This is a genomic window from Myxococcus sp. CA039A, assembly GCF_013336645.1.
Classification (GTDB): Bacteria; Myxococcota; Myxococcia; order Myxococcales; family Myxococcaceae; genus Myxococcus; species Myxococcus llanfairpwllgwyngyllgogerychwyrndrobwllllantysiliogogogochensis.
In genome coordinates this window covers 5902-20575 of sequence record NZ_JABUMQ010000011.1, presented here as the reverse complement: position 1 = coordinate 20575, position 14674 = coordinate 5902, and the positions used below count along the sequence as shown (strand labels likewise).

Annotated in this window: 1 protein-coding gene (cut by a window edge); it reads right to left on the bottom strand. The window is 71.4% G+C overall.

Going from position 1 to position 14674, the window contains the following annotated elements:
• On the bottom strand, window positions 1–14674 hold the 5' portion of the coding sequence (locus HR086_RS03035; RefSeq protein WP_174464814.1) for a non-ribosomal peptide synthase/polyketide synthase. It extends 3332 nt beyond the left edge of the window; 14674 of the gene's 18006 nt are visible here — the first part of the coding sequence; the start codon lies at window positions 14672–14674; the stop codon falls past the left edge of the window.

Genomic DNA, 14674 nt, shown 5'->3' with positions numbered 1-14674 from the left:
GAGTCGCGGACTCGAAGAGCACCCGGAGCGGCAGCTCGACACCGAAGGCCGCCCGCAGCCGCGACACGAGCTGCGTGGCGAGCAGGGAGTGTCCACCCAGGTCGAAGAAGCCGTCCTTGATGCCGACCCGCTCCACGCCAAGCACCCGCGAGAAGAGGCCGGTGAGGATCTCCTCGGTGGGAGTCCGCGGGGGCACGTAGCCCTCCGTGCTCCCGGCGAACAGCGCGTCGGGAGCGGGCAGGGCCTTGCGCACGACCTTGCCGTTGGAATCGAGCGGCATCGCCTCCAGTCGGATGAACGCCGCGGGCACCATGTATTCCGGCAGCCGTTCGAGCAGCCAGCGGCGCAGCTCCGCGGCCTCCGGCAGCTCCTGGCGGCCCACGACGTAGCCCACCAGCCGGCGGTCCTCCGCCACCTCGTGCACGGTGACCACGGCCTCCTTGATGGCCGGGTGCGCTCCGAGCGCTGCTTCGATTTCTCCCAGCTCGATGCGGAACCCACGGAGCTTTACCTGGCCGTCCAGCCGGCCCAGGAACTCCAGCCGCCCATCGGCGCGCATGCGCGTCCGGTCGCCCGAGCGGTACATGCGCGAGCCAGGAGGGCCGAGTGGATCCGGGAGGAACCGTTCGGCTGTCAGGTCCGGCCGGCCCAGGTATCCCCGCGCGAGGCCACCGCCCGCGATGAACAGCTCGCCGGGTGTGCCGACCGGTACCGGCCGCAGGTGCGCGTCGAGGACGTAAACTCGGGCCCCCGAGATGGCGCGGCCAATCGTGGGGAGCCCCTGCTCGACACTGGCCGGCGCCACGAAATCGCAGGTCGCGAGCACGGTCACTTCGGTGGGGCCGTACACGTTCAGGAGTTGGTACGGCGTCTCGGCGGTGGGCCGCCGCCGGAGCTGTTCGCCACCGACGACGATGACGCGCACGCGGTGGTGCGCCGGGAGCGGCTCGGCCAGGACCAGCTCCCCGAGCGCCGTGGTGAAGAAGGCCGTGGTGATGGCCGTGTCCGCCATCCAGCGCGCGAGCGCGGCGGGCGCGGCGCGCACCTCGTCCGGGACGATGACCAGCGTCGCTCCGGCCGCGAGCTTGGGCCAGAGCTCCAGCATCGATGCATCGAACGCGGGGGAGGCCATCACGGCCCCGCGGTCACCCGGGCCCGTGGGGAGGTCGCGCTGATGCCACGCGGTCAGGTGGGCCAGCGCGGCGTGGTCGGTGGTGATTCCCTTGGGGACGCCCGTCGTGCCCGACGTGAAGATGACGTAGGCGGACTGGGACGGAAGTGGCTCCGGCGGTTCGGTGGTGCCTTCGTCCGCGCCCCTGTCCGCGTCGGACGGGTGGATGTTGGCGAACACCACCTGGAGCCCCGGGGGCAGGCGCGCCGCCAGCGAGGGCGAGGTCACGACGACCGCCGCGTGAGGCTCGGCGAGGATGACGCGCAGACGGGCGTCCGGCATGGTCGGGTCGAGCGGCATGAACGCGCTGCCCGCCTTGAGGATCGCAAGCTGGGCCATCACCATCTCCGCCGAGCGCTCCAGCAGCACCGCGATGGGATGCGTCCCATGGGAGTCCATGCGCGCGAGCCTGTGTGCCAGGCGCGAGGCCTCGCGGACGAGCTCGCCGTAGGTGAAGACGCGCTCCCCGTCGATGACCGCTGGCGCCTCGGGTGCGCGTGAGGCCTGTCCGGCGATGAGGGAGAGCACGCTCGGGTGCACCGGAGCTGGCTGTGGCTCGAGGGACGGGAGCCCGCTCGTGTGCGTGAGCGCCAGCCGCGACAGACGCGCCCGCGGCTCGGACACGACACCCTGGAGCAGGACGCGCAGCTGGTCCTCCATCCGGGAAATCGTCTCCGCGTCGAACAGGTCCGTGTCGTACTCGATGAAGCCGTCGAAGCCGTCAGGCCCCTCGCGGAGCGACAGGGCCAGGTCGAACTTGGCCGCCTGGCTCTCGGTGGGCAGCGCCCTGAGGACGAGCCCCGGGAGCGTCAGCTCGGCCGTCGGCGCGTTCTGGAGGGCGAACACCACCTGGAAGAGGGGCGGGTGGCTCAGGCTGCGCTCGGGGTGCAGTTGCTCCACGAGCTTGTCCAGGGGGACGTCCTGGTGCGTGTAGGCCGCCAGCGTCACCTCGCGGACCCGGCCGAGCAGCTCCAGGAACGACGGGTCTCCCGCCACACTCGTGCGCAGGACAAGCGTGTTCACGAAGAAGCCGATGAGGCCCTCGACCTCCGTACGCGTCCGGCCAGCGACGGGCGTTCCCACGCAGAGGTCGTCCTGGCCGGAGGTGCGCGCCAGCAGCGTCTGGAACGCTGCCAGCAGGACCATGAAGGGTGTGGCCCCTTCTTTCTGGCTGAGCGCCTTGATGGACTCGGACAGCTGCCTGGGCAGGGCCACCGCATGGGTGGCTCCACGGTAGGCGCGGACGGGGGGACGGGGACGGTCGGTGGGAAGCTCCAGCAGCGGGGGCGCTCCAGCGAGCGTCATCCGCCAGAAGTCGATCTCGGCCTCGAGCTCCGGTCCATCCATCCACCGTCGCTGCCACGCCGCGAAGTCGGCGTATTGATAGTCGAGCTCCTTGAGGGGCGAGGGCTTTCCACCGGAGAAGGCCTCATAGAGCGCGGCCATCTCGCGGATGAGCACGCCGGTGGACCAGCCGTCCGAGATGATGTGGTGCAGCGTCACGAGCAGCGTGTACGCGCGCTCGTCCTGCTGGATGAGCACGGTGCGCAGCAGCGGTCCCCGCTGAAGGTCGAACGGGGTCCGCGCCTCCTCGGCCTTCAGTCGCCGCTCCTCGGCGTCGCGCTCCGTCACCGGCAGCCCGCGCAGGTCCACCCTCCGCAGCGGCAGCTCGCCCACCGGGGAGATAACCTGGACGGGCTGCCCGTTCTCGGCGCGGAACGCCGTCCGCAGGGGTTCATGACGCGCCACCAGCGCGGCGAACGCGCGCTCCAGCGAGGCCGCATCCAGGTCACCTTCGATGCTCACCGCAGCGGGGATGTTGTATGCGGCGCTCCCCGGCTCCAACTGGTCCATGAACCACAGGCGCTGCTGAGCGAAGGACAGGGGCAGCGTCCCGTCGCGCGGCACGCGTACCAGGGGCGTCCACCGCACGCCTGCCCCAGCGTCGAATGTCCGCTCGACCTGCTCCGCGAGAGCGCCCACGGTGGGCGCATCGAAGAGCGCACCCACTGGCAGATCGATGCGGAAGGCATCTCGGACGCGGACGATGGCCTGCGTCGCCGTCAGCGAGTGGCCACCGAGCGCGAAGAAATCGTCATCCCGCCCCACGCGCGGTCGTCCGAGCACCATGGCGAGGATCTCGGCGATCCGTTCCTCGACCGGGGTCCTCGGCGCGGCATACGTCATGCCGTCCGTCACCGCCTTCACCTCCATGTCGGGCAGGGCCTTGCGGTCCACCTTGCCGTTGGGGGTGAGAGGCAGCGCGTCCAGGGTGAGGAACTCCGAGGGCACCATGGGCTCCGGCAGCCGCGTCAGCAGCCAGCCTCGCAGCTCCAGGGAGTTCGGCGGCGCGTCGTGAGCGACGACGTAGGCGATCAGCTTGCGGTCACCGCTGTCGTCCCGCACCGCCACGGCCACTTCCTTCACGGCCGAGTGCTCGGCGAGCACCGCTTCAATCTCGCCTAGTTCGATGCGGAAGCCGCGCACCTTCACCTGGTCGTCGATGCGGCCCAGGAAGTCGAGCTCCCCGTCGGCGCGCCAGCGCACGAGGTCTCCCGTGCGGTAGAGGCGCTGTCCCGGCGTGGAGGAGAACGAATCCGGCACGAACCGCTCGGCCGTCAACGCGGGCTGCTGGCTGTAGCCACGCGCGACGCCCGCTCCGCCGATGTACAGCTCACCCGGCACGCCGACCGCCACCGGCATGAGGTGCGCGTCCAGTACGTACAGCTTCGTGTTGGCGATGGGGCGGCCAATGGGCACCGTGCTCCCGAGGGCGGTCTGGGGACCCACCTCGAAGGTGCAGCAGCCCACCACCGTCTCCGTGGGGCCGTACTCGTTGATGATGCGCGTGGCCGGCGCCCGCTCACGCCAGAACGCGAGCGCGGCGGAGGTCAGCGCCTCGCCACCCACGACGAAGCAGCGCACGCGGCCAGCCACGGCCACGTCGCCAAGCTGCGTCTCCAGGAGCGACAGTTGGGTTGGCGTCAGCTTGACGAGGGAGAGGTCCGTGCCCGAGCGCAGGACCTGGGCCAGCCCTTCGCCCGCCTTCGTGTCGGGCACCAGGACGACTCGTCCTCCCGCCATGAGGGGCGTCAGCAGGCTGGTGATGGTCAGGTCGAAGCCCAGCGGCGAGTGAACAGGCGCGCCCGCACCCGACGCCGCGTCATAGGCCTCGCGGCTCCACACGAGGTAGTTGACGGCGCCCCCGTGCGTCACCATGACGCCCTTGGGCCGGCCGGTGCTGCCCGACGTGTAGAGGACGTAGGCCAGTTGGTCCGCGTCCACCGTCACGCCGAGGTCCGTGTCCTCCTCGGGGGACAGGTCGATCTCGTCGAGGCACACCTGCGGCCCCCCGGTGTCGGGGAGCTCGTCGCGGAGGATGGAATGGGCGACGAGCACCTGGGCCGCGCTGTCCTTGAGCACGTAGGCGAGCCGCTCATACGGGTAGCTCGGGTCGAGCGGCACGTAGGTACCGCCGGCCTTGAGGACGCCCAGCACGCCCACCACCATGTCGAGGCCGCGCTGAAGCGCGAGCGCGACCCGCACCTCCTGCTTCACTCCGTTGCGCCGCAGGACGCGCGCGAGCTGATTCGCCCGCGCGTTCAGCTCGCGGTAGCTCAACGAGAGGGCGTCGACCTGGAGCGCCACCGCGTCGGGCGTCCGCTGTACCTGGGCCTCGAACAACGCGCCGACGTGCTTCGCGGGTGGCGCCTGCGTGGCCGTGTCGTTCCAGGAAACGAGCAGGCGGTGACGCTCCTGTGCGTCGAGGAGCTGGCAGGACTCGTAGCGGCCCAGCGGGCGCAGCGCCATGTCCTCCAGCGCGCGCAGGTAGATGCCGGCGATGTACTCCAGCCGGTCCAGGTCCCACTCGCGCCCGTGGCTGCGCAGCGTGAGCTTCACGTCCTGGGTCTCCGGGTCCACGCTGAACGTCGTGTCGAGCGGCATGTCCAGCCACGACGTCTCCCAGTACGGCTCCACCAGCCTCATTCCCGGGATGCGCGTCAGCCCCTCGGAGACGTGGAAGTGGACGAAGTTGAAGAGGGCGTCGAACAGCGGGCGTCCCCCCAACTGTTGCTGCATCCGAGCCATCGGGTAGCGCCGATGCGGGGAGAGCGCCTGCTCGCGGGCGAACACCTCGCGGACCAGCTCCACCCAGGAGCCTCCGCCGAGCCGCACCGGGAAGGGGACGCTGTTGAGGAACAAGCCCAGCACCCGCTCGCCGTCGCTCACCTCCGGGCGGCCGTTCACCACGAAGCCCGTCACCACTTCGGAGGCCCCCTCGAGCACCCCTCGGACCCGCAGGTGCGCCGCGAGCAGGACGCTCTTGATGGGCACCACGGCCTGATGGGCCAGTGCCCGGAGTCCCCTGGCCAGGTGCTCCGTCAGCGGGAACTCACGAAACAGGAGCGGGCCCGGCGCCTGGGCTCCCGTCCTGCGGGCGGCGTCCACGCGCACGCGTGACACCTCGGCCAGTCGCTCCTGCCAGTAACGTTGCGTCTCCTCGGAGTCGAGCGCCTGACGCTCCAGCGCCACGAACTCGCGGTACACCGCCTCCAGCGGAGGGACGGGCGCCGCCGCGCCCCGCCGCACGGCCAGGTAGCGGGGGACGAGCTCGGTCAGCAGTGACGCGAAGCTCCAGCCGTCGAGAATCGCGTGGTGGAAGATGACGGACAGCTGCACCGTGTGCTCACCGCGCCGGTGGAAGCCGAAGCGGAGCAGCGGCGCCCGGTCCCATGCGAAGGGGCGGCTGCGCTCACGGCCGAGCCACTCCCGCAGCACGGTGTCCTGCTCGGCGCGGGACAGGTGACCGAGGTCCTCCACGTGCAGCGGCACCTCCGCCTCGCGGTGGACGAGCTGTAGCGGGACGCTGAAGCGGACCAGATCGAACGAGGTCCGGAGCACGGGGTGGCGCGAGGCCAGCTCCTGGAGGACGTGCCGCAGCGGCTCGGCGCTGGCGTCCTCCAGCTCCAGGTGGAAGCTGAAGGCGTCATGATAGAGCGCCGACTGCTGGCTGTACTCGCTCTGGAAGAGCATGCCCACCTGGAGCGCGGCCAGAGGGTAGGCGTCCATGACGTCCGCGGGCAGCCGCGCCCGGTCCTCGGAGGACACCAAGGAGAAGAGCTGGCTCGCCGCCGCCGCCGTCCGGGGTGGCTCCTGGTGCAGGAGCGTCTCGGCCATGGCGCGGACGGTCTGCTTCTCCAGGAGCGTCGCCACCGACAGCTCGACGCCCCGCTCGCGGCAACGCGCCACGTACTGGATGGCGCGGATCGAATCGCCGCCCAGGTCGAAGAAGCTGTCGTCGATACCCACGGTCTTCACGCCCAGCGTCTCCGCGCCCACTACGGCGAGGATCTCCTCGGCAGGAGTGCGAGGGGCCACGTAGGTCGTGCCGAGCTCGGGGCGCGCCCCATCCGGCGCCGGCAACGCGCGACGGTCGACCTTGCCGTTGGCCGTGAGCGGCAGCTCCGCGAGTGTTACGACGGCGGCTGGCACCATGTGCGCGGGCAGCTTGTCCGACAGGAAGGACCGCATCCCGTCGACGGTCACCGTCTGGCCCTCGACGGGAACGACATAGGCCACCAGGGACTTCTCTCCGGCGAACTCGCGCGCCACGACCACGGTGTCCCGCACCGCCGGGTGGCGTCGCACGGCGGTCTCGACTTCCCCTGGCTCGATTCGAAAGCCACGGACCTTCACCTGGTTGTCGACGCGGCCAAGGAACTCGAGCGTGCCGTCACGGCGCACGCGGCACAGGTCGCCGGTGCGGTACAGCCGGGCCCCGGGCGTGGTGCCGAAGGGGTCGGGGATGAAGCGCTCCGCGGTCAGCGCGGGCTGGTGGAGGTAGCCGTGCGCGAGCCCATCTCCCGCGGCGTACAGCTCTCCGGGCGCGCCGATGGGGACCTGCGCCAACGCCGGGTTGAGCACGTACACGCGCGTGCCCGGGACGGGCCGACCCAGGGGCACGCCCGCGCGGAGTTCCTCACGGTCCGTCACCGGGAAGCAGCAGGTGAACGTCGTGTTCTCCGTGGGACCGTAACCGTTGATGACCCGGCAGGTGGGGTAGGTCTCGAGCACGCGCGCCACGTGCGGAGCCGACAGCACGTCACCGCCGGCAAGCAGCTGACGCACTGGCGCCAGCGCTCCGAGGTGCGTGTCGACGACCTGGTGGAACAGGCCCGCCGTCAGCCACACCGTGGTGATGCGCTCACGGGAGATGAGCCCGCCCAACTCGTCGAGTGACGGCGCATGCGGCGGCGCGATGACCAGCCGGGCGCCGTTCAGCAGCGCGCCCCAGACCTCGAAGGTGGACGCGTCGAAGGCGAGCGGCGCCAACTGCAGGAGGGTCTCCTCCGACGACAGGCGCACATAGCCCGGCTCCTGGACCAACCGGAGCACTCCGCGATGGGGCACCGCGACGCCCTTGGGCGTTCCGGTCGAACCGGAGGTGAACAGGACGTAGGCCTCGGACTCCGGGCCCACCTCGTGCGCCAGGTCGTGCTCCGGCTTCTGTCCGAGCGTGGCCTCATCGCGGTCCATGCACACGATCTGGGCCCAGTGCGCGGGCAGCTCGTCGGCGACCTCCGAGCGCGTCACGATGGCCGCCGGCCGTGCTTCCTCCAGCAGGAAGGATAGGCGCTCCGCCGGGTAGCTCGCGTCGAGCGGGACATAGGCGCCGCCGGCCTTGAGGATCGCCACCATGCCGATCACCAGCTCCAGCGAGCGCTCCAGCGCCAGGGCCACGCGGCTGCCAGGGCCCACGCCGAGCCCGCGCAGGTGGTGGGCGAGCTGGTTGGCGCGGCGGTTGAGTTCGCCGTAGGTGAGCGTCTGCTCCTGGAAGACGAGGGCCACCGCGTCCGGCGCCGCCGACACGCGCTGCTCGAAGCAGGCGGGGATGCACGCGTCCGGAGCGATGTGCCGCGAGGGGCCATTCCATGCCGCCAGCCGCTGGTGCTCCTCGCGGGTGAGCATGGGCAGGGTGGAGATGCGCTGTCCGGGGGCTTCGACGGCGGCGTGGGCCAGCAGGAGGAAGTGCTCCCACAGGCGCGCCATCCCCTCGCCGTCGAGGACGTCGGTGTTGTACTCGGCGACGACGCTCAGCCCCTCACGGTCGGGTGTGAGGATGAGCAGCAGGTCCCAGCGCGCCAGCCCGTTGCTCGCGCCTTCCATGAGCTCCAGGGCGAGGCCCGGCAACCGCATCGCGGGCATGGGGGCGTTCTCGAGGACGAGCTTGGCCTGGAAGAGCGGCTGTCCCGTGGCGGCGCGCTGGTCGCGCAGCTCCTGGACGAGCCGGCCGAAGGGCGTGTCCTGGTGCTCGTAGGCCTCCAGGGCGACCCGCCGTACGCGCGAGAGGAGCTCCTGGAAGGTGGGCTGGCCCGACAGCGGCGTGCGCAGGACGAGCTGGTTGGTGAAGAAGCCGATGATGCCCTCGAGCGCGTCGTGCTCGCGGCTGGCGATGTCGGTGCCCACGACGATGTCGTCCTGCCCCGTGTGGTGATGGAGGAGGACGTCGAAGACCGCGAGCAGCGCCATGAAGAGCGTGGCGCCTTCGCCGCGAGCGAGCGACTCCAGTCGCGCGGTCAGCTCCGCGGGGAAGGTGAAGCGCCGACTGTCACCACGGAATCGCTCACCCGGAGGGCGCGGCGTATCGGTGCGCAACTGGAGCGTGGGCAGCTCCGTCAACTGCCCCCGCCACCAGGCCAGGTTCTCCGCCAGCACGCCGGACTCGAGCCAGCCGCGGTGCCACGCCGCGTAGTCGGCGTACTGGATGGGCAGCTCCGCCAGCGGCGAGGGCCCGCCCTGGCTGAAGGCGCCGTAAAGCGCCGCGAGCTCGCGCAGGAACACGCCGCCCGACCAACCGTCGGAGACGATGTGGTGCAGCGTCAGGCAGAGGATGTGCTCGTCCTCACCCAGGCGGACGAGCACCGTGCGCACGAGCGGCCCGTGCGCCAGGTCGAACGGGCGCACGGCCTCTTCGCGCGCCAGGCGCCGAGCCTCCGTCTCCGCCTCCTCGCGCGAGCGGCCACCCAAATCCTCCACCGGCAGCGCCAGTTCCCCCGGAGGCAGGATGACCTGCACCGGGCGCCCGTCCACCTCGCGGAAGACGGTGCGCAGCGCCTCATGCCGGCGGATGAGCTCGGCGAGACCTCGCTCCAGGGCGGGCACGTGGAGCATGCCGCGCATCCTCACCGCGGCGGGCACGTTGTAGAGAGGCGAGCCCGGGGAGAGCTGGTCGGCCAGCCACAGGCGCTCCTGCGCCAACGACAGCGGAAGGGGCCCGGTGCGCGGCACCCTGGCGAGCGGCGGCGGGGCCCTGCGGGGCTGCTGCGCGCTTGCGTCGATGCGGCGGGCCATCACGGCCACGGTGGTCGCATCGGTCATCAACGCGGTCAGGGGCAGGTCCACGCCGAAGGCGGTACGGATGCGGGAGATGACCTGGGTGGCCATGAGCGAGTGACCGCCCAGGTCGAAGAAGTCGTCGTGGATGCCAATGCGGTCCGTCCGCAGCACCTCCGCCCAGATGGCCACCAGCTTGTGTTCCGTGTCCGTCGTGGGCGCGGCGTACTCCTCGCCCAGTGTGAGGCGCGGGTCCTCCGGCGGAGGCAGGGCCTTGCGATTCAGCTTCCCGTGGTGGGTCAGCGGGAGCGCCTCGAGCGGGATGAAGGCCGAGGGAACCATGTACTCCGGCAGTCGCGACTCGATGGCGCCGCGCAGCCCGCGCGCCACCTCGAGCGAGGCCACCACGTAGGCCACCAGTCGCGGATCGCCCGCGACGTCCTCTCGGACGATGACCGCCGCGTCGCGCACGCCCGGTTGCGCGCGCAGCGCAGCCTCGATCTCACCCGGCTCGATGCGGTAGCCGCGCAGCTTCACCTGGTCGTCGACACGTCCCACGTACTCCAGGTCGCCGTCGGCGAGGTGTCGGACCCGGTCGCCCGTGCGGTACAGCCGGGCACCGGGCACCGCGGAGTAGGGGTGGGGGATGAACCGCTCGGCGGTGAGGTCCGGGCGGCCCAGGTAGCCTCGCGCCAGGCCCACCCCCGCGACGTACAGCTCGCCCGGAACACCGGCCGGCACGGGCTGGAGCGCGTCATCCAGCACGTACACCTGGACGTTGGCCATCGGCCTGCCCAGCGTGGGGCGCTCGGGGTCCATCGCCGTATTGAAGGTCGCGCAGACGGTGACCTCGGTGGGGCCATAGGCGTTGACGAAGCGCAGCCGGTCCGCCCAGCGCAAGGCGATCTCCGGCGTGCATGCCTCGCCCGCCGTGAGCACGGTCCGCAGGCTCGTCACTCCCGCGGGGAAGAGCTGCGCGAGGACGGATGGCGTCAGCGTGACGACGGTGATGGCCTGCTCGTTCAGGGTCTGCTCGAGCGGAGCCCCCGGCATCAGCCGCTCCCTGGGCACCAGGACCAGCGTGGCCCCCGACAGCAGTGGCGGGAAGATGTCGGACACCGCCGCGTCGAAGCTCAGCGCGAAGAACTGCAGGAGGCGGCTGCCCACCTCCAGCTTCATCACCGCGAGCGTCTGCCGCGCGGTGTTGCACAGGCCCCGATGCTGGAGGAGCGTCCCCTTGGGGCGGCCCGTCGAGCCCGACGTGTAGATGACGTACGCGAGGTTGTCGCCAGTGGCGCCAGCGTCGAGGTCCTCCGCGGACTCGAGGCGGACCTCCGCCTCCACGTCCTCCAGGCACAGCGCCCGCGCCTGCTGTCCGCCCAGCCGGTCGACCAGCGCGCGGCGCGTGAGGACGAGCGGAGCGCGCGTATCGTCGAGGATGAGGGCGAGCCGCTCCATGGGCTGGCTCGGGTCGATCGGCACGTAAGCGCCGCCCGCCTTGAGGATGGCGAGCAGCCCCACGACCATCTCGAACGAGCGCTCGACGCACAGGCCAACGAGGACCTCCGGCCCCACGCCCCGGTGCCGAAGCACCCGCGCCAGCCGGTTGGCCCGCGCGTTGAGTTCGCGGTAGCTGAGCTCTTCACCCTCGAAGCTGAGTGCCACTGCGTCGGGTGTGCGCGCGACCTGCGCCTCGAAGAGCCGGTGAGCGCAGACATCCTCCGGCTCACCGGGGACGACGCCGCTCCACTCGACGAGCAACTGGCGGCGCTCCGCTTCATCCAGCGGGGACAGGGACGCCAGTGGCGCCGAGGGCTGGGAGACCGCGGCCTCCAGCAGGGCGCCGAGGTGCTTGACGAGCTGGCGCGCCGTCGCCGCGTCGAACAGGTCCGTGCTGTACTCCAGCCGGCCGTGGAGGCCCTGGACGCTCTCCGCGAGCGCGAGGCGCAGGTCGCTCTGGACCAGGCGGCTTGGCAGCTCCAGTTGCTGAAGCTCCAGCCCTGGCAACGGCTGCGCGGAGAGCGGGTCCGGCAGGATGGCCAGCACCACCTGGAACAGCGGCGAGGCCCCGAGGTGGCGCGTCGGCCGCAGCGCCTCCACCAGCTTCTCGAACGGCAGTTCCTGGTGGGCATAGGCCTCCAGGGTGACGTCGCGCACGCGCGCGAGCAGCTCGTGGAAGGTGGCGGCTCCCGCCAGCCGCGTGCGCAGGACCAGGGTGTTGACGAAGAAGCCGATGAGTCCCTGCGTCTCCGGGCGGTCACGACCGTTGATGGGCGTGCCCACGCAGATGTCGTCCTGCCCCGAGTAACGGGCCAGCAGGAGCTGGAACGCCGCCAGCAACACGACGAAGGGTGACACGCCCTGCTCGCGCGCGAGGGACTTCACCTGCTCCATCAGCAGGGCCGACAGCTTCACCTCCACGCTGTCACCCTGGTGCGTGGACACCGCCGGCCGGGGCCGCGCAACGCCCAACTCCAGCACCTCGGGCGCACCCTCGAGCTGCCGACGCCAGTAGCCGAGCAGCCGCTCCAGCGTCTCGCCCCGCAGGTGCTCGCGCAGCCAAGCGCCGTAATCGGAGTACCGCAGCGGCAGCTCGGGCAGCGCCGCCGGCTGACCGGAGGTGTGCGCCGCGTAGAGCGCCGCGAGTTCGCGGACGAGCACCTCCATGGACGCGCCGTCCGAGACGATGTGGTGCATCGTGAGCACGAGCACGTGCTCCTGCTCGCCGGTCCGTAGCAGGAGCCCGCGCAGGAGCGGCCCTTGCGTCAGCAGGAAGGGCCGAAGCGCCTCGGCGTCCGCACGTCGCTGGACCTCCCGTTCGCGCTCGGCAGCCGGCCGCGCGCGCAGGTCGTCGGTGGCGAGCGTGAAGTCCGCGTCCGGCGAGACGATCAGCACGGCCGGACCCTCCGTCTCCACGGCGCGGAACGTGGTCCGGAGCACCTCGTGGCGGCGCACGATGTCCTGGAACGCGCGCTCCAAGGCCCCGGTGTCCAGGGCGCCCTTGAACCGGACGGCCACGGCGAGGTTGTACAGGGCACCGCCCGGCTGGAGCTGCTCCAGGAGCCATAGCCGCTCCTGGCCGGGGGAGAGCAGGGGTGGCGTGTCATCCGCGCGGCGAGTGATGGCCGGGAGCGCCGCCTTCGCGGCCGAGCGCCGTCCGTGCAGCAGTGCCGCCAGCTCCATGACGCTGGGGCCTCGCAGCAGCTCCTCCATGCGCAAGGAGACGCCCGTGGCGATCTCCAGCGCGTGTCCCAGCTCGATCGCGACGAGCGAGTCAAAGCCGAAGCGGGTGATGGGCACGGCGGGATCCAGCTCCTCCGCCCGGACACGCAACCGCCGGCCCAGGGTGTCCCGCAGCCAGGTGGTGGTCTCCTCCAGGGTCGCGCTCGAGGACAGCGCCACAGCCTCCGGAGCTGTCGCGCCGACCGCGGCCTCCTCGCGCCAGGTCGACACGAGGGCCAGCTCGCCGGCGACGAACGCCGCGCGGGTGCCGTTGCGCTGGATCTTCCCGCTGGACGTCTTGGGAATACTGCCGGGTTCAATCAACGCGAGCGCGTGGAGCTGGACGTCGTGCTGCTCCGCGAGCCGGCGGCGCACCAGGGCCGTCACCTCGGCGGGATCCACCAGTTTGCGGACATCCACCTCCTGGACGACGACGAGCCGCTCCTCACCGTCGACTTCCAAGGCGAAGGCGGCGGTGCAACCTGGACGGAGCGCGGGGTGGCTCTGCTCGACGGTCAGCTCCAGGTCCTGGGGATGGATGTTGCGGCCGCGGAGGATGATGAGGTCCTTGAGTCTCCCGGAGACGAACAGCTCGCCTTCGTGCAGGAATCCAAGGTCGCCCGTGCGCAGGAATCGCCTGTCACTTCCGGGCACCTGGGCCTCGAACGCGCGGGCCGTCTCCTCGGGGCGTTGCCAGTAGCCCCGCGCCACGCTCGGGCCAGAGACCCAGATCTCTCCCACGGTGCCCGGCGGGCACGGCGCGCACGTCGCGGGGTCCACGACGCGCAGCTCCTGGTCCGGCAGGTTCCCGCCGCAGCCGACGAGCACCTGTCCCTCGGCCGTCGTGTCGACTCGGGCCTCATTGCGCGCCAGCGCTCCGGGCGAGAACGAACGATGGACGGGGAACACGCCCTTCTTGCCGCCCGAGACGATCAGCGTGGCCTCGGCGAGGCCGTAGCAGGCGTAGAGCGCCTCGGGGCGGAACCCGCTCGGCGCGAACGCCTCCGTGAAGCGCGCGAGCACCTCCGGGCGGATGGGCTCGGCGCCGCAGAACGCGACCTCCCAGGCGCTGAGGTCGAGCGCCGCGCGCTCCTCGGGTGTGCTCTTGCGCACGCACAGGTCGAACGCGAAGTTCGGGCCGCCGCTGATGGTGCCCTTGAAGCGCGACACGGCCTCCAGCCACCGGAGCGGGCGCTTGAGGAAGTCCAGCGGCGACATCAGCGCCACGGGGAACCCCGCGTAGAGCGGCTGCAGGATTCCGCCGATGAGGCCCATGTCGTGGTAGGGCGGCAGCCAGATGACGCCCACGGAGGCCTGGCGGCTCTCGAACGCGTGAGCGATGAGCCCCAGGTTGTGCAGCAGGTTGCCGTGGCTGAGCATCACCCCCTTGGGCGTGCCCGTGGAGCCGGAGGTGTACTGGAGGAAGGCGAGCGCGTCCGGGCCGACGTCCGCCGGCGTCCAGTCGTGCCCCGTGTCCTCGGGGAGCGTGTCGGTGGCCACCCACTGGAGCGACTGGAGCTCCGGGGCCTGCTCGAACAGCATCTCCGCGAAGGACGCGATGAACGAGGTGGTGAGCACCACCGTGGCCCGTGCATCCTCGATGATGGCCCGCAACCGGGGCAGCGTCCGCCCGAGCCGGAGCGGATCCGGAGGGTAGGCCGGCACCGCGACTCGCTGTGAGTACAGGCACCCGAAGAAGCCCGCGATGTACTGCAGGCCGGGCGGGTACAGCAGCACGACGCGCGCCCCGGCGGGAGCCACCGCCTCCAGCGCCGCGCCAATGCGCCGGGCCCAGCGGTCCAGCTCCCCGCCCGTCATCCCGCTGGCGGCCCCGTCCTCTTCCAGGAACGTGTAGAGCGGGTCCTCTGCCCGGCCCTGCGCCCGCTGACGCAGAAGGCCGACGAGAGACGTGGAGGAGCCAGGAGACGAGGTGGAGTGGGCGGACAT